Origin of the sequence: Glycomyces sp. NPDC046736, assembly GCF_040645615.1 — a bacterium.
Classification (GTDB): Bacteria; Actinomycetota; Actinomycetes; order Mycobacteriales; family Micromonosporaceae; genus Glycomyces.
Genome location: NZ_JBEYYO010000017.1, coordinates 82,421 through 108,722 on the forward strand (window position 1 = coordinate 82,421; position 26,302 = coordinate 108,722).

The 26,302-nt window shown below is 71.3% G+C and carries 24 protein-coding genes; 12 read left to right on the forward strand and 12 right to left on the reverse strand.

The genetic code is table 11. The annotated features are described in order from the left end of the window. Nucleotide 1: 1 nt before the first annotated feature. On the reverse strand, nucleotides 2–670 hold the full coding sequence (locus AB0B28_RS17090) for a TetR family transcriptional regulator (RefSeq protein WP_360121853.1): 669 nt from the start codon (nucleotides 668–670) through the stop codon (nucleotides 2–4). A gap of 115 nt (nucleotides 671–785) precedes the next feature. Here AB0B28_RS17090 and AB0B28_RS17095 point away from each other — a divergent pair, with 115 nt between their 5' ends. Continuing rightward, nucleotides 786–1,157 carry a DoxX family protein gene (locus AB0B28_RS17095; protein ID WP_360121855.1) on the forward strand — a complete coding sequence of 124 codons (372 nt, stop codon included), beginning with the start codon at nucleotides 786–788 and terminating at the stop codon, nucleotides 1,155–1,157. 108 nt (nucleotides 1,158–1,265) lie between these two features. On the opposite strand, the gene AB0B28_RS17100 is transcribed toward AB0B28_RS17095, so the two are convergent. Both AB0B28_RS17100 and AB0B28_RS17105 read right to left on the reverse strand, forming a co-directional pair. After that, nucleotides 1,266–2,393: an arabinogalactan endo-1,4-beta-galactosidase gene (locus tag AB0B28_RS17100; protein ID WP_360121857.1), complete on the reverse strand. Its 1,128-nt coding sequence runs from the start codon at nucleotides 2,391–2,393 to the stop codon at nucleotides 1,266–1,268. Nucleotides 2,394–2,465: 72 nt separating this feature from the next. Then, entirely contained in the window at nucleotides 2,466–4,445 is a 1,980-nt protein-coding gene (locus AB0B28_RS17105) for a beta-galactosidase (RefSeq protein ID WP_360121859.1), read from the reverse strand. Between the two features lie 277 nt (nucleotides 4,446–4,722). On the opposite strand from AB0B28_RS17105, the gene AB0B28_RS17110 reads away from it, so the two are divergent. The 5 genes from AB0B28_RS17110 (at nucleotide 4,723) to AB0B28_RS17130 (ending at nucleotide 10,529) form a co-directional block, all read left to right on the forward strand. After that, the gene (locus AB0B28_RS17110; protein WP_360121861.1) at nucleotides 4,723–6,075 is read left to right on the forward strand and encodes an extracellular solute-binding protein; all 1,353 of its coding nucleotides are present in this window, start codon (nucleotides 4,723–4,725) and stop codon (nucleotides 6,073–6,075) included. A gap of 12 nt (nucleotides 6,076–6,087) precedes the next feature. Next, complete coding sequence (locus AB0B28_RS17115; protein WP_360121863.1) at nucleotides 6,088–7,464, forward strand: sugar ABC transporter permease; 1,377 nt, start codon at nucleotides 6,088–6,090, stop codon at nucleotides 7,462–7,464. Between the two features lie 4 nt (nucleotides 7,465–7,468). Continuing rightward, entirely contained in the window at nucleotides 7,469–8,338 is an 870-nt protein-coding gene (locus AB0B28_RS17120) for a sugar ABC transporter permease (protein WP_360121865.1), read from the forward strand. A 4-nt stretch (nucleotides 8,339–8,342) separates the two neighbouring features. Next, nucleotides 8,343–9,464: a glycosyl hydrolase 53 family protein gene (locus tag AB0B28_RS17125; RefSeq protein ID WP_360121867.1), complete on the forward strand. Its 1,122-nt coding sequence runs from the start codon at nucleotides 8,343–8,345 to the stop codon at nucleotides 9,462–9,464. 63 nt (nucleotides 9,465–9,527) lie between these two features. Beyond that, on the forward strand, nucleotides 9,528–10,529 hold the full coding sequence (locus AB0B28_RS17130) for a LacI family DNA-binding transcriptional regulator (RefSeq protein WP_360121869.1): 1,002 nt from the start codon (nucleotides 9,528–9,530) through the stop codon (nucleotides 10,527–10,529). Nucleotides 10,530–10,722: 193 nt separating this feature from the next. Here AB0B28_RS17130 and AB0B28_RS17135 read toward each other — a convergent pair whose 3' ends face one another. The 6 genes from AB0B28_RS17135 to AB0B28_RS17160 all read right to left on the reverse strand — a co-directional run bounded on the left by AB0B28_RS17135 (nucleotide 10,723) and on the right by AB0B28_RS17160 (nucleotide 17,130). Further along, nucleotides 10,723–11,667, reverse strand: coding sequence for an SDR family NAD(P)-dependent oxidoreductase (locus AB0B28_RS17135; RefSeq protein WP_360121871.1), 945 nt, complete (start codon nucleotides 11,665–11,667; stop codon nucleotides 10,723–10,725). Nucleotides 11,668–11,936: 269 nt separating this feature from the next. Further along, nucleotides 11,937–12,530 (reverse strand): 3'-5' exonuclease, encoded by a 594-nt coding sequence (locus AB0B28_RS17140; protein ID WP_360121873.1) that lies wholly within the window; start codon nucleotides 12,528–12,530, stop codon nucleotides 11,937–11,939. A gap of 83 nt (nucleotides 12,531–12,613) precedes the next feature. Then, complete coding sequence (locus tag AB0B28_RS17145) at nucleotides 12,614–13,474, reverse strand: hypothetical protein (protein WP_360121875.1); 861 nt, start codon at nucleotides 13,472–13,474, stop codon at nucleotides 12,614–12,616. Beyond that, a complete protein-coding gene (locus AB0B28_RS17150) occupies nucleotides 13,467–15,287 on the reverse strand; it encodes a 3-oxoacyl-[acyl-carrier-protein] synthase III C-terminal domain-containing protein (RefSeq protein WP_360121877.1) in 1,821 nt (606 codons plus the stop codon). The genes AB0B28_RS17145 and AB0B28_RS17150 overlap by 8 nt, the downstream gene beginning before the upstream one ends. 99 nt (nucleotides 15,288–15,386) lie before the next feature. After that, nucleotides 15,387–16,025, reverse strand: coding sequence for a response regulator transcription factor (locus tag AB0B28_RS17155; RefSeq protein WP_360121879.1), 639 nt, complete (start codon nucleotides 16,023–16,025; stop codon nucleotides 15,387–15,389). Next, the gene (locus AB0B28_RS17160) at nucleotides 16,000–17,130 is read right to left on the reverse strand and encodes a DUF5931 domain-containing protein (protein WP_360121881.1); all 1,131 of its coding nucleotides are present in this window, start codon (nucleotides 17,128–17,130) and stop codon (nucleotides 16,000–16,002) included. Before AB0B28_RS17160 ends, AB0B28_RS17155 begins: the two co-directional genes overlap by 26 nt. Before the next feature lie 86 nt (nucleotides 17,131–17,216). Here AB0B28_RS17160 and AB0B28_RS17165 point away from each other — a divergent pair, with 86 nt between their 5' ends. The 5 genes from AB0B28_RS17165 to AB0B28_RS17185 all read left to right on the forward strand — a co-directional run bounded on the left by AB0B28_RS17165 (nucleotide 17,217) and on the right by AB0B28_RS17185 (nucleotide 22,937). Next, nucleotides 17,217–19,721, forward strand: coding sequence for an Hsp70 family protein (locus AB0B28_RS17165; protein ID WP_360121883.1), 2,505 nt, complete (start codon nucleotides 17,217–17,219; stop codon nucleotides 19,719–19,721). 99 nt (nucleotides 19,722–19,820) lie between these two features. Beyond that, nucleotides 19,821–20,360, forward strand: a complete 540-nt coding sequence (gene def, locus AB0B28_RS17170; RefSeq protein WP_360121885.1) for a peptide deformylase — start codon at nucleotides 19,821–19,823, stop codon at nucleotides 20,358–20,360. 31 nt (nucleotides 20,361–20,391) lie between these two features. Continuing rightward, nucleotides 20,392–21,003, forward strand: coding sequence for a class I SAM-dependent methyltransferase (locus AB0B28_RS17175; RefSeq protein WP_360121886.1), 612 nt, complete (start codon nucleotides 20,392–20,394; stop codon nucleotides 21,001–21,003). 92 nt (nucleotides 21,004–21,095) lie between these two features. Continuing rightward, complete coding sequence (locus AB0B28_RS17180) at nucleotides 21,096–21,629, forward strand: tetratricopeptide repeat protein (RefSeq protein WP_360121888.1); 534 nt, start codon at nucleotides 21,096–21,098, stop codon at nucleotides 21,627–21,629. Between the two features lie 150 nt (nucleotides 21,630–21,779). Further along, nucleotides 21,780–22,937: an NUDIX domain-containing protein gene (locus AB0B28_RS17185; protein ID WP_360121890.1), complete on the forward strand. Its 1,158-nt coding sequence runs from the start codon at nucleotides 21,780–21,782 to the stop codon at nucleotides 22,935–22,937. Between the two features lie 227 nt (nucleotides 22,938–23,164). Here AB0B28_RS17185 and AB0B28_RS17190 read toward each other — a convergent pair whose 3' ends face one another. The 3 genes from AB0B28_RS17190 to AB0B28_RS17200 form a co-directional block, all read right to left on the reverse strand. Then, nucleotides 23,165–23,701, reverse strand: a complete 537-nt coding sequence (locus AB0B28_RS17190; RefSeq protein WP_360121892.1) for a hypothetical protein — start codon at nucleotides 23,699–23,701, stop codon at nucleotides 23,165–23,167. A gap of 176 nt (nucleotides 23,702–23,877) precedes the next feature. Then, nucleotides 23,878–24,666, reverse strand: coding sequence for an oxidoreductase (locus AB0B28_RS17195; RefSeq protein WP_360121894.1), 789 nt, complete (start codon nucleotides 24,664–24,666; stop codon nucleotides 23,878–23,880). A gap of 81 nt (nucleotides 24,667–24,747) precedes the next feature. Then, nucleotides 24,748–25,323 carry a TetR/AcrR family transcriptional regulator gene (locus AB0B28_RS17200; RefSeq protein ID WP_360121896.1) on the reverse strand — a complete coding sequence of 192 codons (576 nt, stop codon included), beginning with the start codon at nucleotides 25,321–25,323 and terminating at the stop codon, nucleotides 24,748–24,750. Between the two features lie 159 nt (nucleotides 25,324–25,482). Between AB0B28_RS17200 and AB0B28_RS17205 the strand changes: the two genes are divergently transcribed. After that, entirely contained in the window at nucleotides 25,483–26,301 is an 819-nt protein-coding gene (locus AB0B28_RS17205) for an HAD family hydrolase (protein WP_360121898.1), read from the forward strand. Nucleotide 26,302: the final 1 nt, after the last annotated feature.

The following is a 26,302-nucleotide window of genomic DNA, read 5'->3' on the forward strand; positions in this document are numbered from 1 at the left end:
CTCACGCGCCGGTGCGCCTCTGGCGGATCATGCCGCGCAGCAGTCGCCGCGAGGGCGGAGCCGGCTCCAACTCCTCGGCCGAGTCGACCGCGTACGCCCGGAGCATCTGGCCCACGAACCGGCGGGAGGACTCCGGGCCCGCCTCGCCCGCGGCGGTGAGGACCCCGGCGTTGGCCATGAGCAGGATCGGCAGGTCCTCAGGGGAGAAGTCCTTCCGAAGCCGCCCTTCGTCCTTCGCGCGCTCGATGAGGACCCCGAACGCGTCCACCGCCTCCTGGCGGTGGCGCTCCAGCTCCTTGGCCGAACCGAACGAGGTCATCGTCAGCACTTCGGCGAACCCGCGGTTCTCGGCTTGGAGGCCGCACACCGCGATGACGTAGCCGCGGAACCCGTCCCAGGCCGAAGGCGCTTCGAGAGCGGCGGCGGCGGCGTCCCGGTTGGCCTCCATCGCGTCGGCGAACACCGCCGCGACGAGGTCCGAGCGGACCGGGAACCTGCGGAACAGCGTCGCGATCCCCACCCCGGCGGCGCGGGCGATCGCGGCCATCGACGCGCTCAGGCCCTCGCTCCCGTAGAGCCGCCGGGCCGCCTCGATGATCCGGTCGCGGTTGGCCTCGGCGTCGCAGCGCAGCCGCCTGCCCTTGCCCCGCCCTTCCGGCTTCGCATCCATCCGCCCATCCTATCCAAGCGGAGAGCCCTATCCGGTTCTGATGCTAAGCTCGACCCAATGAAACGGATAGGCCGCTCCATTTCCGGGCGGCACCTCGGATAAGGAGTCCACCCTCGTGAACGTGTTCCTCTGGATCCTCCAGATCTTCCTGGCCGCCGCCTTCCTCATGGCCGGCACCTTGAAGGCCACCCAGCCCAAGGAGAAGCTCGCCCCGAAGATGCCATGGGTCAACGACTTCCCGGCCGGGGTCGTCAAGCTCGTCGGCGTCTCGCAGCTGGCCGCCGCCTTCGGCCTCATCCTGCCCGCCCTCACCGGCATCGCGGTGATCCTCACGCCGCTGGCCGCCGCGGGACTGGCGCTCATCATGCTGCTCGCCGCGATCTACCACGCGCGCAAGGGCGAATACTCCTCGATCGGGATCAACGCGCTGCTGTTCGTCCTGGCCGCGCTCGTGGCCTGGGGCCGCTTCGGCCCGTACGCGTTCTAACGCAAGTGGCGACCGGCCGTCCGGTTCGCGCTGTCTTGACCCCAGTGCGTTCCGGACGGCGCGGCCGCCGGGCGTGCGAACGTCAGGCGTTCGCACGCGTGTGTGCCCTTACAGAGTGCCCAACGTCCGCAACCCTGGCAAGGCCTTGCCGTCGAAATCGAACAGCGCCTGGTTCTCCCACGCGTTCCCGCTCGACGGGTCGGCCGGGTCCCAGCCCGCGCCCTCGACGCCCGTCCAGGTGGCCTCCCACCAGTACACGCCCCGGCCCAGGCCGTTCGGCACGGCCCTCACGACCCGCGCGATCTCGTTGAGCCAGAACGACTGCGCCTCTGGACTCGAAGGCGACCCGGCCACCGGCTCGGCCTCCGAGACGATGTTGGGGAACCCGTCGGCGTCCCCGGTCGTGAACGGATACGCCGTCTCCACCACGTAGACCGGCTTCCCGTAGCGGGCCGCCATGTCGTTCAGGTTCGCGGCCAGCCCTGAGAGCTCGCCGTGCCAGTACGGGTAGTACGAGGCCCCGACCGCGTCGAACGCGACCCCGTGCGCCACCGCGTTGTCGAAGAACCACCGGAACGCGCCGTTGTCCCCGCCCTCGGCCAGGTGCAGCATCGCCGCAGCTCCCGGAGCGGTGTCGTGGACGGCGTCGCAGCCGGCCGCGAGCAGCCCGGCCATCTGCTCCAGCTGGTCCCACCGGCCCTCGGGCCACAGCAGGCCGCCGTTGGTCTCGTTGCCCACCTGCACGAGCGAGGGCCGGACCCCGGCCTGCGCCAACGCCCCGAGCACGTCCGCGGTGTGGTCGTAGACCGCGGCCTTGAGGTCCTCGTATCCGAGGGACGCCCACGCGGCGGGCTTGATCTGCTTGCCCGGGTCGGCCCACGAGTCGGAGTAGTGGAAGTCCACCAGGAGGTCCATCCCGGCGGCCTTCGCCCTCTGGCCGAGCTCGACGACCTGGGTCTTGGTGTTGTAGCCGTCGGCGGGGTCGACCCAGACCTTGACGCGGACGCTGTCGACGCCGTTCTCGGCCAGGATCGCCACGGCGTCGGCCCGCGAGCCGTCGGCGCGGCGGTAGACCGCGCCGTAGTCCTCGTTCTTGATCAGTCCTGAGATGTCGGCGCCGCGGGTGAGCGCGCCTTGGCGCTGCTCGCGGCATCGGCCCGCGGCGTGCGCCGGGGCTGCGGTCGCGACGACGACGCCGAAGGCGCCCGCCGCGGTGAGTGCGGTTCTGCGCTTCATTGCGCTCCTTGCGGTTCGGAGGGATGGTTCCGGCGGTCCCGCCGAAGCGGGACCGCCCACCAGGGGGAGCTTTCAGTCGAGCGCCACGACCACGACCGCCCCGGCCGGGACGGGGACCCGCCCGGCGTAGGCGGTGCCGTCGAGCGCGTCGACGCCGGTCAGGTTCGGGACCTCGGCGCCTTGTCCGGAGTGGTTGATGAGGAAGCAGTGTCCGCCGCGGCGCACGATCTCGACCTGTTCGGGGACGTCCTGGGGACGCTCGACCCCGGCGGTGTCGAGGGCGGTCGCGACCAGGGCGTCGAGACCGGTCCGGTCGTCGAGCGCGGTGGCGGCGTACCAGGCGGTGCCGCGGCCCAGGTCGTGCCGGGTCAGGGCCGGGCGCCCCGCGTCCGGCCCGCTCGCGAAGCGCGCCACCTCCCGCGCCCCGTCCAAGCGCACGTGCTCGGACCAGACGCGACCGGTCCCGGCGGTGAAGGCGGAGCCGGGGACGCCCTCCACCGAGAGCGTCTCGCCTTCGCGCAGCGGATGGAACTCCTCGACGCGCAGCCCGAGGGTCTCCCGCAGCGCGCCGGGGTGGGGTCCGGGGTGGACGGTGTCGTGCTCGTCCACGATCCCGGAGAAGTACGAGACGAGCAGGTGCCCGCCGTTCTCGACGTGGCAGCGCAGGTTCTTCGCCGCCGCCTCGGAGAGCACATAGGACGAAGGGGCCACGACCAGCCGGTAGCCCGACAGGTCCGCCTCGGGGTGCGCGAAGTCCACCGTGACGTGCTGACGCCACAGCGCCCCGTAGTAGGCCTCGACGCGCTCGCGGAACCCCAGGTCGACCGAAGGCCGCCATTCGAGTTCGAGCGCCCACCAGGACTCCCAGTCCCACAGCACGGCCACGTCGGCCTGCACGTGGGAGCCGACCACGCCCGCGAGCGATCGCAGGTCGTTCCCGAGGGCCGCGACGTCGCGCCACACCTCGGTGTCGGTGCCGCCGTGGGGGAGCATCGCGGAGTGGAACTTCTCCGAGCCCGCCCGCGAGGCGCGCCATTGGAAGAACATGAGGCCGTCGGCGCCGCGCGCCACGTGCGCGAGCGAGTTGCGGCGCAGCTCGCCGGGGGTCTTGGCGAGGTTGCGCGGCTGCCAGTTGACCGCCGAGGTGGAGTGCTCCATGACCATCCACGGCCCGCCCGCGACCGCGCGGGTGAGGTCGGCGCTCATGGACAGTTCGATGTGGCGGTCCTCGCGCTCGGCCACGAGGTAGTGGTTGTTGGCGACCACGTCGGTCTTCCCGGCCCAGCGCCAGTAGTCCATGTCCTCGCAGTTGGGGATCATGAAGTTGGTGGTGGCGGGGGTGTCGCAGTGGCGGGCGATGATCTCGCGCTGGAGCGTGTAGCCGGCGATGTGCTCGTCGTTCGAGAACCGCTTCCAGTCCAGCTGCAACGCCGGGTTGACGCCGGGCGGGGCCGCCGAGGGGGCCTCGATCTGGTCGAAGGACCGGTAGACCAGGCCCCAGAAGGTCGTGCCCCACGCGTCGTTGAGGCGGTCGACCTCGCCGTACTTGGCTTCCAGCCAGGACCTGAACGCGGCCTGCGAGGTCTCGCAGTAGCACTCGACGTTCGCCCAGCCGTACTCGTTGTGCACGTGCCACAGCTCCACGGCCGGGTGGCCGCCGTAGCGGGCCGCGAGCTGCTCCACGATGGACGCGCACGCGTCGCGGTAGGCGGGGGAGGAGGGGCACACGCCGTGGCGCGAGCCCCCGGCGAGGGTGCGGCCGTCGCGGTCGACCAGGCGCATCTCGGGGTGGGCCTTGCGCAGCCACGCGGGCGGCGACGCGGTGGGGGTGCCGAGGTCGACGCCGATCCCGCCCGCGTGCAGCAGCTCCATGACGCGGTCGAGGCCGGTCCAGTCGTACTCGCCGCGGGCCGGCTCCACGATGCCCCAGTTGAAGATCCCGAGGCTGACGAGGTTCACGCCCGCCTCGCGCATGAGGCGCACGTCCTCGTGCCAGACCTCTTCGGGCCACTGTTCGGGGTTGTAGTCGCCCCCGTAGCGAATGGTCTGCACCGCGTCTCCTGTGAGGTCCTTGCGTCGATGGCAGTTAACATGCCTGTGAACGTGCACAGTACTCCAGGTTCGATACCCGCGCAACCTGTGATCTGCTCGGCTTCCGTTTTAGAATTGTGATCGTTCTACAGAGAATATTTCGGGCGTAACCGACGAATCATCGCGCGGCGTGGTTGCGAACTGCGATCTGAATCGCTAAGTTCGTGTAAACGTTCACAGTCTGGCGGCGCTTCTCGGCCGCCGACCGAACTCCCTCTCACCGAGACAAGGACTGGACATGCGCAGCAAAGGTGCTACGGCCGGATTCGCGATCAACCGGCGGAACCTCCTCGCCCTCGGCGGCGGCGTCGCCGCGGCCGGGACCCTCGCCGCCTGCGGCGGCCCCGAAGACGAGGTCGAGGCCGAAGGCCTCGACTGGGACGCCGAGGCCCGGCAGTACGTCATCGAGGAGGAGATCGCCTCCGGCGAGGTCCCGCTCAAGCTCTGGTTCGAGAACGAGGACCTGGCCAACGCCCAGATCGCCGCGTTCAAGGCCGCGTTCGCCGACACCTACCCCGACATCCGGTTCGAATACGAGCTCGTGGCCCAGAACGACGCGGTCGCCCAGATGTCCCTCGCGGGCGAGGCCGGCAACGGCGGCGACGTGTTCATGACCTTCTACGACCAGGTCGCCCGCGCCATCGAGGAAGGCACCGCCGCGCCGCTCGGCGAATACGAGGGCGTCCTCAAAGAGCGCATGAGCGAGACCTTCACCGGGGTCGTGACCGGCGAGGACGGCCGCATGTACGCCGTCCCGGTCACCACCGAGTCCATCGCCCTCATGTACAACAAGACCCTGCTCTCCCAGATCACCGGCTCCGAGGAACCGGCCGCCACCTGGGAGGACGTGCGCGCCGTGGCCGCCGAGTACAACGACCCGGCCAAGAACCGCTGGACCATCCGCTGGGTCCCCGGCGAGATCTACTACTCCTACTCCGTGCTCTCCTCCCAGGGCTGGCAGGTCTACCCCGGCGGCGACGTGGCCGAACCCGGCTTCGACGACCCGGCCCTGGTCGAGGCCCTCGACTACTACGCGAGCCTGCGCGAGATCTGGAACGTGCCCAGCGCCGACGCCACCGCCGAGACCGTCGAGGCCGAGTTCGCCGCGGGCGTCACCCCGTACATCATCACCGGCCCGTGGGCCTTCTCCGCCTTCGACGCCGGGGCCGCCGAGCACGGCTTCGAGTACGGGGTCACCACGATCCCCGCCACCACCTCCGGCGACCCGGCCAGCTCCTTCGCGGGGATGCACGTCATCGCCGTCTCGGCCTACACGAAGTACCCGGCCGCGGCCCGCGTGTTCGCGAACTTCCTCGCCTCCGACGACGGCGCGGCCGCCCTCTACGCCACCACCGGCCAGATCCCGGCCCTGAACACCGACCTCCTCGCCCACATCGAAGGCCTCGCCGAGGACCCGCACGTCGCCGGGATCGTGGCCCAGTCCGCGCAGGCCGACCTGCTGCCCCAGCTGCCCGAGTACTTCTGGTCCACCGCCAACGAGATGACCGTCGCCGTGTGGGACAAGCTCTCCTCGGCGGCCGACGCCGCCGCAGCGGCCGTGGCCGGGTACGACGAACTCGCCGGACTCTAGGCACCACCGCGCATGAGCAGCGATCGAACCGTCCGATCAGGGCTTCCCGCACCAGTGCCGGGCCTGGCCTCGGCGCTGGTGTGGGGCGCCGGCCAGCTGATCAACCGCCAGGCGGGCAAGGCCGCCTTCTTCTTCGCGTTCTACGCCGCGCTCGCGGCCTGGGAAGTGGGGACCGGCAACTACTACGCCGGAATGGACTACACGCCGCGATCCAACGGCGGCTTCTTCGTCAAGGGCCTGTGGGGCCTGGTCACGCTCGGCACCAAGCCGCGCGAGATGACCGTCATGGGCCTGTCCGAAGGCGACAACTCGATCGTGCTCATGGCCAACGGCCTCATCGCGCTGCTCACCCTCGCGCTCGGGGCGATCGTGTGGATCTGGAGCGTGCGCGACGCCGCGAGGTACCGCGCGTCCCTGAACGCCGGGGCCCGGCCCGAGACCTCCCGCGCCTACTTCGGACGCCTGTGGGAGGGCTCGTTCGCGTACATCGTGCTCTCCCCGGGCCTGATCCTCATCGTGTTCATGTCGGTCCTGCCGGTGCTCTTCGGCATCCTGGTGGCCTTCACCGACTACAACCGGGACAACCTCCCGCCCAAGAACCTGGTCAACTGGGTCGGCTTCCAGAACTTCGCCACGATCTTCTCGGTCCCCTCCTGGACGGCCACGTTCGCGGGCGTCCTGGGCTGGACCGTCGTGTGGGCCGTGGTCGCCACCGCCACCACCTACGCGGCCGGATTCGGCCAAGCGGTCCTGCTGGCCAACAAGAAGGTCAAGTTCCCTCGCGTGTGGCGCAGCGTGTTCCTGCTGCCCTGGGCCGTGCCCGGGATCGTCTCGGCCCTGGTGTTCCGCTCGATGTTCAACGGCCAGTTCGGGCCGATCAGCCAATGGCTCGTCGACGTCGGCATCACCGACGAGCGCGTCTACTGGTTCACCGACCCCTCCCACCCCAACCTCGCCCGCGTCGTGGCGCTCCTGGTGAACCTGTGGCTCGGCTTCCCGTTCTTCATGGCCCTGGTCGGCGGCGTCCTCACCAACATCCCCGACAGCTACTACGAGGCCGCCCGCATGGACGGGGCCGGGCCGCTCCAGCAGCTGCGGCACATCACCCTCCCGGTGGTCCACAAGACCGTCGCGCCGCTGCTCATCCTCGCGTTCGTGGCCAACTTCAACAACTTCGGGGTGATCTACTTCCTCACCCAAGGCGGCCCCGACAACGCCGGCTACCGCTTCGCCGGGAGCACCGACCTGCTCATCACCTGGCTGTTCAACCTGACGCTCGACAACCGCCTCTACAACATCGGCGCGGTCATGAGCATGCTCATCTTCGTCATCGTCGGCACCATCTCGGTGTGGAACCTCAACCGCTCCAAGGCGATTCGGGAGCTGTGAACCAATGACCCGTACTTCCCGGACGACTCGCAGGCGCCGCACCGCGCCGCGCTCCGAACGCGTCGCCAGCGTCTTCCTCCACCTCGAACTGCTCGCAGTGGCCGTCATCGTGATCTTCCCGCTGCTGTGGATCGTGGGCGCCTCGTTCAGCCCCGGCACCGGCCTGGCCAACGCGAGCCCCATCCCCGAGAACGCCACCCTCGACCACTACGTCAGCCTCTTCACCGAGACCGACTACGGCCGCTGGTACCTCAACTCCCTCTACGTCGCGACCCTGAACATGGTCGGCTCGGTGGTCCTGGCGGCCCTGTGCGGCTACGTGTTCTCCCGCGTGCGCTTCCGCGGCCGCAAGGCCGGGCTCCTAGGCATCCTCATCCTCCAGATGTTCCCCACGTTCCTGACCGCCATCGCCGTCTACATGCTGTTCCTCAACTTCGGGCTGCTCGACTCCCTCACCGGCCTCGCCCTGGTCAGCATCGCCGCGGCCCTGCCGTACAACACCTGGCTCATGAAGGGCTACACCGACAACCTGCCCGCGAGCCTCGACGAGGCCGCCGCGATCGACGGCGCGAGCCGCTGGACGATCTTCGTCAAGATCGTCCTGCCGCTCATGCGGCCCATGCTCACGTTCGTGGCCATCACCCAGTTCACGATGCCCTGGATGGACTTCATCCTCCCCAGGCTCCTGCTCCAGAGCCCCGACAAGCAGACCGTCGCACTCGGCCTGTTCGCGATGATCCAAGACGTCTACCAGAACGCGTTCACCACGTTCGCGGCCGGCGCGGTGCTCCTGGCCGTCCCGATCACGATCCTCTACATCGTCCTCCAGCGCTACCTGGTGACCGGCGCGAGCGCCGGCGCCGAGAAGGGATAACCGAATGCACCTGCCCATCAGGGGCGCGGACGTCTCGATGACCGCCGAGATCGAAGCGCTCGGCGCGGCCTTCCGCGACGGCGGCGCCGAACGCGACCTCTTCGGACTCCTCGCGGACGCCGGCGTCAACTGGATCCGGCTGCGCCTGTGGGTCGACCCGCGCGACGAGCGCGGCGAGCCCTACCTGGGCGGCACCAACGACCTGGCGACCACGATCGCGCTGGCCCGCCGCGCCAAGGCCGCGGGCCAGCACTTCCTGCTCGACCTGCACTACTCCGACTTCTGGACCGACCCGAAGAAGCAGTCCACGCCGAAGGCCTGGCAGGGCCTTTCCGGAGCCGATCTCGAAGCGCGCGTGCACGACTGGACCGCCGAGGTCCTCGCCGCGCTCGCCGAGGCGGACGCGGCCCCGGACATGGTCCAGGTCGGCAACGAGATCACCAACGGGATGCTCTGGCCCGAGGGCCGGACCCCGCGGTTCGACGACCAGGCCCGCGCGTTCGAAGCCGAGGACGAGGCCGCGTACGACCGCCTCGCCGGTCTCCTGGCCGCCGGGTCGGCGGCCGTGCGCGAGGCCGGTGACGCGAAGGTGGTGCTGCACTTGGACTTCGGCGGCTCGAACGAGCTGTACCGAGGCTGGTTCGACCGGATCTGCGCCCGTGGCGTCGACTTCGACGTGATCGGCCTGTCCTACTACCCGTACTGGCACGGCACGCTCGCCGACCTGGGCGCGAACCTGCGCGACCTGGCCGGGCGCTACGGCAAGGACCTCCTCGTGGCCGAGACCGCGTACGCGTGGACCGGCGCGCAGCCCGAAGGCCACCACCAGGTCTTCAGCATCGAGATGGCCGAGACCGGCGGTTACGAGGCCTCCCCGGCGGGCCAGGCCGCGTTCCTGCAAGACCTCTACGCCACGGTCGCGGCCGTGCCCGGGGGCCTGGGGATCGTCTACTGGGAACCGGCGTGGCTGCCGGTGGCGGGCACGACCTGGGCGTCCCGCGCCGGGATGGAGTACGGCCACGACGTGGTCGAGGAGGCCGGGAACTCGTGGGCCAACCAGGGCCTGTTCGACTTCGAGGGCAACGCCTTGGCGTCGCTGCGGGCACTGGGGTCCGGCGAGGTCTGAAGTGGGCCCGGCCCGGTGGGGGCTCGGGGGCGATAATGGGCGAGACGCAAGGGAGAGCGCGAATTGGCACGCAAACGATCGACGATCCACGATGTGGCGGCGGCCGCCGGGGTCTCGCGGGGCACGGTCTCGCGGGTCCTCAACGGCAAGTCGAACGTCTCGCTGTCGGCGGAGACGGCGGTGCGCCGGGCGGTGGCCGAGACCGGTTACGTGGTGAACCGGGCCGCGCGCAGCCTGGTGACCAGCCGCACCGGTTCGGTCGTGATGGTGCTGTCGGAGCCGCAGGAGCGATTGTTCGAGGACCCGAACTTCTCGGTGCTGATGCGGGTGGCCACGAACCAGCTCGCCGACCGCGACATGTCGCTGGTGCTCATGATCGCCGGGGACGAGGGCGGCCGCGAGCGCGTGGCCCGGTACCTTCGCGGCGGCCACGCCGACGGGGCGCTGCTGGTGTCGACGCACGCGGGCGATCCGCTGCTGGAGGAGATCGAGCGCGCCGGGGTCCCGGCGGTGGCGTGCGGCGCGGTACTCGGCCGCGAGTCGGTCATCCCGTATGCGGCCGCCGACGACCGGGGCGGCGCGCGCGCCATGACCGAGTATCTGGTGTCCAAGGGCCGCAAGAAGATCGGGATGATCACCGGCCCGCTGGACACGCCGGGCGGTTCGCTTCGCCTGGAGGGCTTCACAAGCGTGCTGGGCCGCCGGGCCGGGAAGCAGATGATCGTCCACGGCGACTACACGCAGGCCGGAGGCGAGGCGGCGATGGAGCGGCTGCTGCGCAGCGTCCCGGACCTCGACGCGGTGTTCGTGGCCTCCGACCTCATGGCCGCCGGGGCGTTGCAGGCCCTGCACGCGGCCGGTCGGCGCGTCCCCGACGACGTGGCCGTGGGCGGCTTCGACGACTCGGCGATCGCCTCGGCCACCCGCCCGGCCCTGACCACGGTGCGCCAACCGCTCGCCCAGGTCGCCGAGGAGACGGTCCGCCTCCTCATCGCCCTCTTGGACGAGGAGGAGGTCGAACCATTGATCCTCCCGACCGAACTCGTGGTCAGGAACAGCGCTTAAGGGGGCGTTCGCGAACCCCCGCCGGTCGCTGTCCGGCCCATTCGCCCGCTCGCTTCGTTGTCGGCCGTCCCGATACAACACCGGTATCGGGACGGCCTTCCGCGGCCTCGGCGACGCTTGCGAGCCGTAAATGAGCCCAGCGAGCGAACGAATGGACTCCGATACCGACTCGCCGCGAGTTCGCAAGCACCCCCTAAGCGAACGCGTCCACACCGGTCAGCTCGGCCGAGTACTTCCACAGCCGCTCGGCCTCGGCGAGGTCGATCGCGTAGGCGCGCACGCCTTCGCCTTCGGTGACGATCTCGGCCACGTCGCAGTCCTGGAGGTACACCCCGCCCTTGCCCTCGAGCGCGGGGGAGGTCACCGCCCAGGTCTGGGTGGCCGCGCCCTGCTCGGTGTTCTTGAAGTGCGGGGGGAGCACGTTGCCGTCCTCGTCGATCCACCCGGCCTCGACCTGCTCGGCGATCGTCATGTGCCGCTGGAGCGGGGTGATGATCGCGCCCGGGTGCAGCGCGAAGGCCCGCACGCCCGAGTCCCGGGCCAGGCGGTCGAGCTGGACGGCGAAGAGCACGTTCGCGGTCTTGGCCTGCCCGTAGGCCTGCCAGCGGTCGTAGCCGGTCGCGAAGTGCACGTCGTCCCAGCGGATCGGCGAGATCCCGTGCCCGCCGGAGGACACCGAGGCCACGCGCGCGCCCTCGGCCAGGAGCGGCGCGAGGCGACCCACGAGCGCGAAGTGCCCGAGGTGGTTGACGGCGAACTGGAGCTCCCACCCGGCGGCGGTGCGGGTCTCGGGGCAGGCCATGACGCCCGCGCTGTTGACGATGCCGTGGATCGGGCGCCCGTCCTTGTGGACGCGCTCGGCGAACTCGGCCACGCTGTCGAGGTCGGCGAGGTCGAGCTCGTCCACCTCGACGCCGGAGACCCCGTCGAGGGCCTGTTCGGCGATCGCGCGCCGCCGCGCCGGAACGAGAACGCTCCCACCAGCTGCGGCGAGCGCCCTGGTGGTCTCGATCCCGATCCCGGAGTACCCGCCGGTCACCACGAACCGCTTCCCGGTGAGGTCGATGCCCGCGAGGACCTCGGCGGCGGTCGAGTCCGCGCCGAAAACTGACTGGATGCTGTGCTGGGGTGTGCTCATGAAAGCGACTGTAGAACCTGGAGTGCACTCCAAGGCAAACCGTAAATCAGCGGGATTCGCGCGATGGGCGCCCGGCGGACGACCCGGACCGCTCGCGCGCGGGAACGCGATGCGCGCCGTACGTCGACCTGGGCCGCGCGGGCACACGGTGCCGTCCATCAATGACACCGAGTCCGTGGACGGGTGGCGCGTGCCCGCGCGGGCACGCGCCGCGGACGCCTCTGCGGGCGCGCTGTACCTGCTCGCGTGGGTACGCGATCGTCCGCCGTTCAGTACTTGCGGCAGCCGTCGTAGCCGCCGCCGTGGAGGCGGCCCCAGCTGACCCGCGCGGAGTCGAGGAGGTCGTCGAGCGTGTCGGCCTCGTGCTCGCGCTGCTCGGCGAGGAGCACGTTCGCGGCCGCCCGGGCGTCGGCCTCGGCCCGGTGGTGGTCGCCGAACGCGATCCCGGCCGCCCTCGCCACCCGCGGCAGCGTGTACGAGTCGAGCTGCCAAGTCCGGCGCGCGATCACCAGCGTGCACGCGTACCGCAGCGTCGCCGCCGCGAGCCCCGCGGCCGCGTTCGCGCCGCGGATCACCGAGGTGTCGAACGCGGCGTTGTGGGCCACCACGGGGGAGTCCCCGATGAACTCCCGCAACTGCGACCACGTCTGCGCCCACGTGGGCGCCCCGACCACGTCGCCGCGGCGGATGCCGTGGATCGCGGTGTTGCGCGAGTCGAACCGGTCGTGCCCGTCCGGGGGCCGGATGAGGGTCGCGAACGAGTCCGAGACCTCGCCGTCCTTGACCCGCACCACCGCCACGGAGCAGGCGCTGGCCCTGCTGCCGTTCGCCGTCTCGAAGTCGATCGCCACCCAGGAGTCCACTGTGCGCCCTTCCCTGCCCGCCGCGAGACCCCATATCCGATGGGGACCGCCGCTCGCGAGGCCTGACCGTAGCAGACCGCTCCTCAGCCCTCGCCCCGAGCCGCGAGCCGGACCAGGTGCGCGTGGGCGTACTCGCAGATCACCGCGTGCCGGTAGACCGCATGCGGCACATCGGTGTTCGAGTCGGCGCGGACCGAGAGGTCCCCGTTCTGCCAGCGCAGGAACACCGGGTCGCCGGTGAGCTCGGCGAGGATCGACAGGATCGAGTCGTCGAACCGCATCGAGTGCACGGCCCGCCGGTACTCGTCGGGGGTCAGGCACGCGGCGAACGGCAGGTTCATCAGGCACAGCGCGGTCTGGATGTCCAGGCGCATGAGCCGCCTGCGCCCCGGCTCGGGGTCGAGCGGCGGCATGTCGAGCCCGGTGAAGTCGAGCGGGCCCTCGCGGTTCATGTCGAGCGCTGCGAGCACCACGTACACGTTGATGTCGTGCTCGATCACGGCGTGGTCGCCCAGCCCCGCGAGGTTCACCGGGCGCAGCGCGACCGGTTCGATCGGGGTGGCGGTGTTGCGGACGATGAAGTTGAGCAGGTTCGTCTCGATCACGAAGTGCCGGATGAGCAGTTCGACCGCGAGCGGGGAGACGAACCGGCGCAGGAACCACAGGCACAGCCGGTCCATGAGCCGGTGCGCGGTCCAGCGGACCGGGGTGATGCGCTTGAGCGCCACGATGAGCAGTGCCAGCATCCGCGAGACGGGCCGCGCGACCGGGTAGAGCCAGGTCCGGGTCCAGCGCCGCTGGTCGTCCACGATCATCTGCGTCACTTCGGGATCGAGCGGGACCGCGGGATCGGCCACGATCGCGTCCCACAGAGGCGGATCGGCGGCCGAGGCGGCCGCGCCCTGCGGCGCGGTCGGGGTCGGCGCGTTCGCCTGCTCAGACATGGTCGAGCTCTTCGAGCTGGAGCGCGTACAGCCGGGCCACGACCTTCGCGGTGGTCACGATCGCGTCGGCGGCAGCGTCGTCGACCACCGGGGACGCGAGGATCGCCTGGAGTTTCGCGAAGTGGTCGTCGTCGGCCTCGCCGTGGTAGGCCAGGAACGAGACCTGGTCGTCGCGCAGGCCCAGCAGCGACTTGAACCGCGCGGCCCACCCGGCGGCCTTGCCGGTGCCCAGGCCCTCGATGATGAACATCGCGCCGAGCAGCCCGATCGGGTCGGGCTGGCTCGCGGTGTGGAACATGTACGCCGAGAGCGCCTCGGACCCGATGTTCTTGCGCCCCGCGCGAATGTCCTCGACCGAGCCGCCGACCGCGGCGTAGTCGCGCTCGATCATCATGAAGTCGCGGTGCTCTTCGGAGGCATGGCCGATGGCGGCGCTGCGCAGCTCGAAGTGCTCGACCGAGAAGTTCGACGCGGCCCTGGAGATCCACCGGGCCCCGTCGGCGACCTGCTGCCGCAGGTTGAACAGCAGCCGCTGATAGTCCTCGATCGTGGCGGTGCCGTCGGCGAGCCTGGCCATGACCGGCACGGCGTCGAGCCGGCGTTCGAAGTCCTCCCAGACCTGGTCGAGCCGCGCGAACACGTTGCCCTCCGCGGCCGGGCGCACCGGGACCGCCGCCGGGATCGGCGCGGCCGAGACGGTCTCGGCCGCTTCGGGCTCCACGCAGGTCAGGTGCGCGAACCCGAACGAGAACCGGCCGGATTCGGGCACGGCCAGCAGCACGGTCTGGCCGGGCTCGAACCGGCCGGTGCGCCAGCACTCCTCCAGAGCGATGAAGATCGACGCGGCCCCGGTGTTGCCGCGCGTCTCCAGGTTGGAGAACCAGCGGCCCGTGTCGATGTCGGCGCCGGACTCGGCGAGGCGCTTGAACACGATGTCGCGGAACGCGTTGGTGGAGTAGTGGCACAGCACGTGGTCGAGCCGCCCCAGGTCGATCAGTCCCTGGTCGGCGAGCGAGCGGAACTCGCGCAGCCCGCATTCGGCGAGGTCGGCCAGCGCGCTGGTGTCCTGGCGCAGCAGCATCAGCCCGGCCTGCTCCGCGGCGGCGGCGCTGCCGAGGTCCTGCCAGGTGCGGCCCGCCGCGAGGGTCTCGCCCATCCCGGCCCGCATGCACACCTCGTGCTCGTGCGCGAGTGAGACGGTGCGCACCCAGTCGACGCGCAGCGACGGCCGGTCGGGGCGCGGGCGCGGTTCGACCAGGACCGCGCCGGCCCCGTCGGAGAGCATCCACCGCAGGAAGTGCGCGTCGGGGTCGGCGCCGCCGTTGAACCTGGTGGCGCGCAGCCACCTGCTCGACAGCTCGGAGCCGACGACGGCCGCGCGCCGCCGGTCGCCGAGGCGGACCTTCGCGACCGCGGCGTCGAGCGCGGCGAGCCCGGAGGCGCACACGCCCGCCGCCGAGAGCAGCTGCATCGGCCCGCCGCCCAAGCGGCCGTGGACCATCGAGGCGAACCCGGGCACCAGGAGGTCCCCCTGCGTGGTGGCGGTGGCGAGCATGTCGAGGTCGGCCGGGCCCGCGTCCCGGTCGTCCAGGGCCGCGCGCAACGCGGCCGCCGCGAGTTCCTCGTTGAGCTCGGTGGTGCGGCCCTGCGCGTCGATCGCATAGTGCCGCTTGGCGATCCCGTTGGCGGCGAGGACCCTGCGGCGCAGCCGGTCCCCGCGTTCGTCCACGCCGCCGAGGCGCGCGGCGATCTCGTCGTTGCCGACCGGGTCTCCGGGGAGGTACGCGCCGGCCGCGGTGATGTAGGCGTTCATCCCTCCATTGGGCCACAGCCCAGGGCCCGCGCGCATCGGCACTTCTACTCATTTTCCGAGGGCGAACGTACTCATTGCGTCATAGACCGACCCCTGACTTCAGTCCCCGTCGATGCCCTCCTTGATCGCGAACCGCACCAGCTGCGACCGGTTGTGCAGCTGGAGTTTCGACAGCAGATGCTGCACATGGTTTTGCACCGTGCGCGGCGACAAGACCAGCCGCTCGGCGATCTCCTTGTAGCTCAAGCCCTTCGCGACCAGCCGCAGCACCTCGGTCTCGCGGTCGGAGAGCTTCGGGTGCCGCTCGGCACTGCCGGCGGACGCGAGCCGCCGGAACTCGCCGAGCACCAGCCCGGCCAGGCCCGGCGTGAACACCGCGTCCCCGGCCGCGACCCGCGCCACCGCCTCCGCCAGCTCCGCGGCCGACGCCGACTTCACCAGGTACCCCCGCGCACCGGCCTTCACCGCCTCCAGCACGTGCGCCGACTCCCCGCTCGCCGACAGCACCAGCGCCGCGGTCGGGCAGTCTTCGCCCAGACCCTGGATCACCTCCGTACCCGACAGGTCCGGGAGTTGGAGATCGAGGATCGCCACGTCCGGACGCAGCTCCCGGATCGCCCGCAAAGCCGCCCGGCCCTCCCCGAACGACGCGAGCACCTCGTGCCCTGCCTCGGTGAGGTCCCGCGCGATCGCCTCCCTCCAGATCGGATGGTCATCCACCACGACGAGCGTCGCCATCGGCCCCTCCCTCCCGGCGCGGCACCCGCACCTCGACTTCCGTGCCCCCACCGGGGGCCGACACCACCGTCGCGGTCCCGCCCAGCTCCTTGACGCGACCCTCGATCGACTGCGCCACGCCCAGTCTGCCCTCGGCCGCCGCGGCCTCCAGGCGCCCGGCCGCGAACCCCGGGCCGTCGTCGCGCACGCTCACCGTGACCGCGTCCGCATCGTCCTCGATCAAGAGCCACATCCGCGTCCCGGCCGGGCAGTGCTCGCGCACGTTGTCGACCGCGCTCGATACCGCCGCCGCGACCTCCCGCGCCGTCTCGGCCGGGAGCAGCACCGGCGTTGCCGGGGCGGCGAGCACCGCCGAACCCGCATGGCGCTGCAACAACTCCCGCAGGTCGCGCTGGCCGTCGAGCGGATGCCGGTACGCCTCGGAGCGGACCAGCGCCCGCAGCGCCTCCTCCTGCCTGCCCGCGAGCCGCCCGAGCTCGGCCGCCTCGCCGCCGATCTCGTTGCCGCGCCGCTGCACCAGCGCGAGGACCTGCAACACCGAGTCGTGGATGTCGCGGGCCAGGCGCTCGCGCTCGCGTTCGGCCGCGGAGCGCTCGGCGGCCCGCCGCATCCGCTGCTCGGCCTCGACCCCGAGCCGCACCAGGTGCCCGCACACGAACCCGGTGAGGACCAGCAGCGCCGCCTCGTTCACCGAGCTCTCGGTGATCCCGCCCCTGAACGCCACCCCGACCGCGGCCACCGCGGCCCCGGCGATCGCCCCGCTGCGCCTGCCCCAGGCCGCGGCCCACGCCAGTACCGCCCCGGCCAGCCACGGCCCGACCGAGACCGGCACGGCCCGGTCGTCCAGCGCCAGCGCCCACGACGAGGCCGCCACCGCGGCCGCCGTGACCGCCAAGTCCACATAGAGCGCCCGCGGCTCGTACCCCCGCCGGGCGTACCGGGCGCTGACGATCCCCGTCCACGCCCCGAGGCACACCACCAGCAGCGCGGCCCAGGCCGGATGCGCAAGCGAATCGAACGACAGCGCGCCCAAGAGCACCGGGTAGCCCAAGGCAACGAACCGGTACACCGAGATCGCGCGCCGCAGCTGCGTCTGTATACCCACTGAGGAATTCTCGCAGGACGTGTCCACTGCTCATGAGACCCTCACCGGCGCACCGGCTCCTGGAATGCGGTCATTACAGTGACGGCATGTCGTTCTCAAGCCCCCGACCCGCCTCGATCAGCGTCGACTTCGGCACCTCGCACACCGTCGCCACCATCCGCCGCGCCGACGGACGCGTCCACCAGCAGCTGTTCGACGGCTCGCCGCAACTGCCCTCGGCGGTCTTCATGGACGACGAAGGCGGCCCAGTGGTTGGCGCCGACGCCGCCCACTCCGGCCGCCGCAAACCCGAGCGGTTCGAACCCAACCCCAAGCGCCGCATCGACGACGACACGATCCTCCTCGGCGAGACCGAACTCCCGGTCACCAGCGTCATCGCCGCCGTCCTCGCCCGCGTCGCCAATGAGTGCCGCCAGACCCTCGGCTCACTCGGCCCGGTCACCGTCACCGTGCCCGCCGCCTGGGGCCCCACCCGCCGCCACGTCATCGCCGACGCCGCCTCCGCCGCCGGACTGGGCACCGTCGACCTCGTCGCCGAACCGGTCGCCGCCGCGTCCTACTTCGTGGAGACCCTCGGCAGCGACGCCGCGCCCGGCCAAGGCGTGGTCGTCTACGACCTCGGCGGCGGCACCTTCGACGCGACCGTGCTGCGCCGCAGCGACACCGGCTTCGACGTCCTCGCCGTCGACGGCGCCGCCGACCTCGGCGGCCTCGACTTCGACCAGGCCCTCGCCGAACACTTGGCCGCCAGCGTCCAGCCCGACGACGAGCGCTGGCAGCGCCTGACCAACCCCGTCGAACCCGCCGACCTGCGCCACCGCACCGCGTTCATGGACGAAGTCCGCCAAGCCAAGGAACGCCTCTCCCGCGCGGCCTCGACCGAGCTGACGATCCCGCTGCTCGACGTCGACGCGCACCTGACCCGCGCCGAGGTCGAAGAGGTCTGCACGCCTTTGGTCATGCGCACCATCCGCGTCACCCAAGGCGTCATCCGCGAGTCCGGGATCCCCAAAGAGCAGATCCGGGCCCTGTTCCTGGTCGGCGCGGCCAGCCGCATGCCATTGGTCGCCACGCTCCTGCACCGAGAGCTGGGCATCGCGCCCGCCGCGATCGAACAGCCCGAACTCGCCGTCTCCGAAGGCGGCCTGGTCGCCCAGCACACCGTGAGCACCCCCGTGTCGGTCCCCAGTCCCGCGCTGCCGCCGCAGACCGCGACCCCCGCGGCCGTGCCCGGGCCGCCCCCGACCAACCAGACGCTCCCGCTGCCCGGCCCCTCGGCCCCGCCCTCGCAACCGACCCCGCAGTCCGTCCCCGCCGGGATGCCCGGTCCCCTCACCCAGCCGCACCACTCCTCACCGGTCCCGCCGAGCCACATGACCGGCCCGATGCCCCAGGCCCCCATGCAGGCCCCGCCCGGGCCCGCGGACAAGCCGTGGATCAAGTCCAAACAGGGCATCGCGGTGCTCTCCGGCGCCGCCGCGGTCGTGGTCATCGCCCTCGCGGCGGCCGTCGTACTCCAGTTCCTGCCCGAGAAGGACGACGACCCCAACCCCGGCGGCGGCTCGGACGACCAGGCCGTCGAGACCACCGAAGCGGACCCGACGGGGTCTGGAGAGGACGACAGCGGCCCGGCCAACGCGGGCGCCGAGAACGAGTTCGTGCCGCTGGCCGACGCCGTCGAAGGCGACCTGCTCGCCCACATGACCGAAGGCCACAGCGGCGCGGTCACCGCGATGGCCACCGCCGTGCTCGACGGCTCCAGCGTCGTCATCACCGGCGGCCAGGACGCCATGGTCCGCGTCTGGGACACCGCCGAAGGCACGCTCCTGAGCACCTACCGCGGCCACGAGAGCACCATCACCAGCCTCGGCACCGTGGTCGAGGCCGAAGGGCGCACCGCCGTCTTCTCCAGCGACGACATCAGCGACGACGTGTGGTACCTCGACGACCCCGAGACCGCCGTGGCCGACCGCGACAGCGAATGGGACGACCCGCTGTGGTTCGGCCTGTGGGACTCCGTGCCCGCCTACGCCACCTCCGGTGACGTCAAGCAGCTGTTCACCGGCACGTCCATCGCCGACGTCTCCACCCCGTACTCCGACTTCATCGACTTCGTCGACGTCGACGGCACGGTCCGCTCGGTCGGCCACGACGACCGGCGCGTGTTCGTGTGCGACCTCGCCACCGGCGAGTCGGTCGGCGGCACGTTCGACCAGCTCCAGTACGACATCATCGCGTTCGCCGCGGGCCAGGCCGCCGGGAAGAGCCTCGGCGTCACCGCTTCGACCGACGGCCAGATCCGGGCCTGGGACCTCGCCGCCTCCGAGCCGTACGGGACTGCGGCCCGCGACATGTACCAGACGGTGACCGCGCTGCGCCTGACCGAGGTCGACGGCAAGCCCGTCGCGCTCGCGGTCGGCGACCAGGGCATCAACCTGTTCGACGTCGCCACCGGCACCCAGATCGGCAGCACGTTCGCCTACTACTCCGGCGAGGACGAGCTCAGCGCCGTATCGGTGACCTCGATCGACGGCCACCCCGTGGTGGTCACCGGCACCCTCCTCGGCGAGCTCACCGTCTGGAGCCTCTGAGCCCGCGGGCCGCCGCGACCGCTCGCGGCGGCCCCCCGGCTACTATTGCCAGGCACTTGCAATAACGACCGCGGCTCGGCCGCGAACAGGGGAGGACCAGTGACGGAGCCGGCGAACGGCGCGCCCGGATCGCGCGGGAAGGCCCGCCCGATCGTGTACTACGGCGACCCCGTGCTGCACCGTCCCTGCAAGAAGGTCGAGGCCTTCGACGACGCGCTCGCCGAGCTCGTCGAGGACATGTACGCCAGCATGTACGCCGCGAACGGGGTCGGCCTGGCCGCCAACCAGATCGGCGTCGACGCCCGCGTGTTCGTACTCGACTGCGAGGACGCCGACGGCGAGCGCACCGTGGCCGCGGTCGTCAACCCCACGCTCATCCTCCCGCCGCCCCCGCGCGAGCTCATGGTCGACCACGAGGGCTGCCTGTCGGTCCCCGGTCCCTACGAGGACACGCCGCGCTCGGCGACGGCCGCCGTCGAGGGCTTCGACGTCACCGGAGCGCCGATCCGCATCGAGGGCACCGGCACGCTCTCGCGCTGCCTCCAGCACGAGACCGACCACCTCGAAGGCACCCTCTACGTCGACCGCCTCCCGAAGAAGGCCCGCAAGAGGGCCCTCGCCGAAGCCGGGCTCGCCTGACCTGTCACACCCGACTGGCATCATCGGGCCCGTGGACTACGAGACCTTGAAGGCCGACCTGCGCCGCGCCTACGACGCCGAGGCCGCTTCGCGCGCCGTGATGGACGACGAACCGTGGAAGGCCGCCGAACGCGAACGGTTCGCCGCGTACCTGCCCGCCTCGGCGCGCTTGCTGGAGATCGGCGCGGGCCACGGCGTCAGCGGCCTCTACTTCGCCGGCTCGGGCCACCGCGTCACGTGCGTCGACCTCTCGCCCGAACTCGTGGCCCGCTGCCGTGAGCAGGGCCTCGACGCCGAGGTCATGGACTTCGCCGACCTCGACTACCCCGAGGCGGCGTTCGACGCGGTCTTCGGCATGAACTGCCTCCTCCACGTCCCCAGCGCCGACCTGCCCGCCGTGCTCGCCGAACTCGCGCGGGTCCTCGCGCCCGGCGGGCTCTGCTACTGGGGCCAGTACGGCGGCCTCGACTTCGAAGGCGTGTGGGACCGCGACAAGTACGAGCCCAAGCGGTTCTTCTCGTTCCAGAGCCTCGATCGCCTGCGCGCGTTCGCCTCTGCGGCGTTCACGGTGCTGGATGCGCGCACGGTCCCCGTCGACCGCACCCCTGACCAGTTCCATTCGCTGATCCTGCGCAAGGACTGACCGGGGGACGGGAGTGGCCGTCGTGGCCGCGGCGCTCTATTCTCGCCAGAGACCGCCTCTCGGCCGGACCCCGGCCAGGAACGGGGGAGCCCATGACCGCACAGCACCAGATCGCCGAGTTCATCGCGATCGGCAACGACGGCCGCATGTACGCGACCGAACCGGACAAGCTGCGCCGCATCGTCCACTTCGAACTCGCACGGGAACCGTGCCTGACCCAGCCCGAGCTGCGCCAGGCCGGAGTCGGCCTGGTCGCCCTCGGCGACCACGAAGCGGCCCAACGGGTCCTCGGCGAAGCCCTCGAACGCGCCGACACCCCGCACCAGAAAGTCGCCGCCCTGGTCAACCTCGGCGACGCCCACCGCTACGCCGGCGCGATCGAAATCGCCGAACCCCTCTACACCGAGGCGGTCGACCTCGCTCGAGCCGAATCCCCGGCCGCCCTCCACTTCGCGCTGCAACACTACGGAAAACACCTGGTGGACGCCCGCCGCCCCGGCCGAGCGGTCGAGGTCCTCACCGAGGTGCTGCGGATGAGGGAACGGATAGGCGACGCGGCGCTCATAGCCTCGACAAGGGACGCGCTGGAAGCGGCAAAGCTGGCAATCACGCAGCGGACCGCCTGAGGGCCTCGTGCGGCTGCGGGGCACGCCGCGCCCTGCCGCCCGCCGACTCCTTCGGGTCGGGTGTGGACTTTCGTGGTCGGGTCGTCACCGCGTGGGTTCTCGGCTGTCGGGCGCGTAGGATCTGAGCCGCCGTTGAGCCGAAGGAGTGCCATGACCGATCGCAGCACCGCACCGGAACGCGCCGCCGTGGGCCTGGCCCGGTTGGCGGGCATGCTCAGGGCCGAGGCCGCGAACGGCCTGTTCTGGGGCGCGGGGCCCGAGGAGGAGGCGCGGCTGCGGCGGCTTCGCGAGCTGGCCGCAGCGCTGCTGGCCGAGGTCGATCGGCGTTCGGAGGCCGAGATCGGCGCGATCTTCGCGGCCGACACCGGCCTGCGGACTCCCATGCCCGGCACCGAGTTCCGCGTCCAGTGCGCCGACGGCACGCGTCTGGTGCAGCGGCGGCGCCTGCGCAGTGGCACACTCGGCGGCCGTATCGCTGCGGTGGCCGCCGCGCTCGGGGCCGAGCCGCCCGCCGATCCGGTCGCGATCGCGGACACCGACCTCGCCGGGCTCCCGTGCCCGCACACGTACCTGCTGGTCTACGAACTCACGACCACGATGGACGCCGAGGCCGCCGCCGAAGCGCTGCTGCCCGGCGATCCGGATCTGGACGGCGAGCTCGACTACGCCCGGCCCGAGGCCAGCGCGGTCCCGGTCGCGAGGCCGCCGCTGCCGGTGACCGAGGCGGCCCGGCGCATCCTCGACCAGGTCGCCGCGCTCGCGGCGGCCTCGTTGGCGGTCGCGACCGACCATTACGAGATCGAACGCCAGCAGCGGATCGCGGACCTGTGCGCCGACACCGTGCCCGCCGGTTTCGCCTACCCGAGGATCGACTGCGGGGACCTGGCGGCGCGCTGCGTGCCGACCGGCGCGGACACGGTGATCTTCGACGAGTCCGACCGCATCCTGCTCATCCGCCGCACCGACACCGGCCAGTGGTGCGCGCCCGGCGGGGCCGCCGAGGTCGGCGAACCGGTGGGCCTCGCGGCGGTGCGCGAGGCCGCGGAGGAGACCGGCCTCGACGTGGCACTCACCGGCCTGTCCTGGGCGTTCGACAAGCGCGACACCGACCTGGGCGACGGCCGCATGCCGCTCCTGCTGAGCTTCCTCGCCCGCCCCCTCGACCCCGCCCAACCGATCCGCCTCGCCGAACTCGAAGCCACCGACTGGCGTTGGACCACCGAATCCGAAGCCGCCGAGCTCGACCTCTTCCGAGGCCACGAACTACGAGTCCCCGCCGCCTACTCCCGCCACCGATCCGCCCGTTAACGCCCGGCCCGCCGGGACGCTAGACGAGACCGCCGAACCCGTTCGACATCCACGAGCCGCACGTTGACGCTCGCCAGCGCAGCGCCACGAGGCCGCCGAGCCTGTCCGGCGGCCACGCGCCGCGCCTTTTCCCCTCCGCGCCCTCGCCACACGCTGAAAGGCCCGTCCCCTTTGGGGACGGGCCTTCGACCAGAGTCATCGGGCGAGGAAACTCTGGGCCGGTCAGGTCACCAGAGCCATCGGGCGCAGTCGCTTTGGAGCACGACGGTCGCGTCGGCCTCCTCCGGCGAGCCTTCGGCGGTGGCGTTGAAGGCGTTGATCGCGTCGATGCACGCGCGCATCGACTCGGCGTCCTCGGCTTGGGTCGTCAGGTCCTCGACCTGCGTCTCCGCCGCGCCGAGGTCCTCTTCGAGCGAGGCGACCTGGCCGGTCACCGAGTCCAGTTCGGACTGCGCGTCCTCCAGGTCGGCCTTCGCGTCTTCGAGGTCGCCGCTGGAGCGCAGCCACAGGGCGATCGAGACCGCGGCCGCGGCCAGGGCGATCGTCATGAGGGACGCGAGGATCGGCACGGTGGGGGAGCGGCGGGGGCCCGCGGGTGGGACCGGCGGGGCGTACGCGGCCGGGGGCTGCTGGATCGGGGCCGGTTGCTGCGGAACGTATCCGGGCGGCTGGGGCGAGTACGCGGGCGGGACGCTGGAGGGCGGGCCGCTGGGCTGTCCGACGGGCTCGCCGAGACTGTAGTGCGGAGGCGGGTCGTAGGCCATGACGGGCTCCTTCTGTCGGGGTGGTCACCGTTCCTGGTGGACGGCGGTGCCCGGGGGCGGGGACTCCATTCTGACGAGTGCCGTCCAGCACCGGTTGCACCCGTGACGCAACCGTGACACAAGGGTCCGACAATTCGGGGCGGGCCGAAGCCCGCCCCCGTTCAGATGCTTTGGCGCTAAGCGAACTTGAGCGTGCCGCCGTCGATCACGTGGTCGGCGCCGTGGATGTTCGCGGCCCGGTCCGAGAGCAGGAACGCGACCAGGTCGGCGACCTCCTCGGGCTCGCTGATGCGGCCCGAGGCCGTGCCGAGCTGCCCGGGCAGGCCCTGGAGCAGGTCGTCCTGCGAGACCCCGTACGACTCGGCGATCTTGGCGCCGAAGCTGCCCGGGTCCTTCCACAGCGACGTGCCCACTACGCCCGGCGAGACGGTGTTGACCCGCACGCCCTGGGGCGCGAACTCCTCGCTGAGACGCTTGGAGAACATCGTCAGCGCGGCCTTGGCCTCGCCGTACGCCATCGGGCTGCCGGTGGGCATCCGGGCGTTGACCGAGGACACGTTGACGATCGCGCCCTTGCGCTCGACGATCCCGGGCAGCGCGGCCCTGGTCGTCCACAGCGCGCTGAACAGGTTGAGGGCGAACACGCTCTCCCACTGCTCGACCGGCACGTCGAGCACGCCGCCGAGGCTCATCCCGCTCGCGTCCCCCGCGCCCACGTTGTTGACCAGCAGGTCGATGCCGCCGACCTCACTGATCGCCGCGTCCACGACGCCCTCGGCGCCTTCACGCGTCGACAGGTCGGCCGCGACGGTCGCGGCGGCGACCTTCTCCAGCTCGGGGGTGATGGTGCGGGCCACGCCGACGACGCGAACGCCTTCGGCCGCGAGGGTCTGGGCGACGGCCAGGCCGATGCCGCGGCTCGCGCCGGTCACGAGGGCGGTCTTGCCGTTGAGTCCGAGATCCATGGATCTGCCTTTCGAAATGTTTTTGAACTACAGGTCAAAAATTGGAGCGAATAAAACGCCCTCGAACGAGGGCGCGGTCGTTCAGAGGCCCGCCAGGGCCGTCTCGATGATGCCGTGCAGCGCGTCGCGCTCATGGGTCTTGGCCATGACGCGCAAGCCTGCCACCATGCTCATCAGGTACTTCGCCTGCGCCTCGACGTCCAACGCGGGGTCGACGTCCCCCTCGCGCTGGCCGCGGCGCAGCCGCTCGGTGAACAGCCGGATCGACTGCTCGGTGATGCGACCGACCTTCGCGGTGGCCTCGGTGTCCCGCCCGCCCAGTTCGAGGGCGGTGTTGGCCGCGAGGCACCCGCGCCGGACCGGCGCGGAGAGGTCCATGTCCACCAGGAACACCATGTAGGCGCGGATGCGCTCCTTGGCCGTCCCCGGTTCGTTCAGGTAGGCCTCCGTCATCTCGGTCCCGACCCTGCCGTACAGGTCCAGCGCCTTGTCGAACAGCTCCCGCTTGGAGCCGAACGCGTGGTACAGACTGCCCTTGCCGACGCCGGTGGCCTCGGCCAGGTCCGCGGGGGAGGTGCCCGCGTAGCCCTTGGACCAGAACGTCTCCATCGCCTGCGCGACGACCACGTCCGGTTCGAAGTTCTTCGGCCTGCCCATGTCCAGAAGCCTAACCGTTCTTGACCTATGAGTCAAGAACGCGTGTCGGTCGTCACCATCACTACTTGAACCATTGCGCCCCAATCGAAGTCAACACTCCATCACCCTCCGAAACCCCGCCCCTCCACGGCCCTTGCGACCAGAGGCGATACTTGAACCGTGCTCAAACCCCTAGTGATCGCCTCCGACCTCGACGGCACGCTGCTCGGACCCCGCGGCGACCTCACCCCTCCCACCCGCGACGCCCTCGCCGCCGCCCGCGACGAAGGACTGGCCGTCGTCGCCGTCACCGCCCGCACCCCCTACGGCGTCGACATGCTCCCCGACCTCATCCCGCTCCTGGACGGCGCCGTGTGCGCCAACGGCGCGATCCTCTACCAACCCGCCACCGGCCGCATCCGCATCCTCCGCTCCATCCGCCTCGCCCTCGCCCGCAAGGTCGCCGCCGCCATCGCCCAGCGCCTCCCCGACGCGATCTTCGCCGTCGAGAACGGCGCCCACATCGTCGGCGAAGCCGCCTACCGCGACCTCGTCGGCGCCACCAACTGGGAATTCGTCGACGACCTCGACGCCGTCTTCAAGAAAGCCAAACGCGCGGTCAAGATCAAGGTCTACTGCTCGGCCCGCACCGGCGAGGAGATGGCCGCCGCCGTCGAAGGCGCCGACCTCGGCGGCCTGTCCATGTGCCACTGGGGCGACTTCGGCATGCTCGACTTCAACGCCCGCGGCGCCGACAAGGCCTTCGGCCTCGCCCAATGGTGCAAGGACCGCCGCGTCGGCCCCGCCGACGTCGTCGCCTTCGGCGACATGCCCAACGACGCCCCCATGCTCTCCTGGGCCGGACGCTCCTACGCCATGGGCGACGCCCACCCCGAAGCGATCGCCGCCGCCAAGGACCGCGCCCCCACCAACGCCGACGACGGCGTCGCCAAGGTCATCCGCTCGCTCCTCGACGACGAAGCCGCAGCCGCCGCGTAAA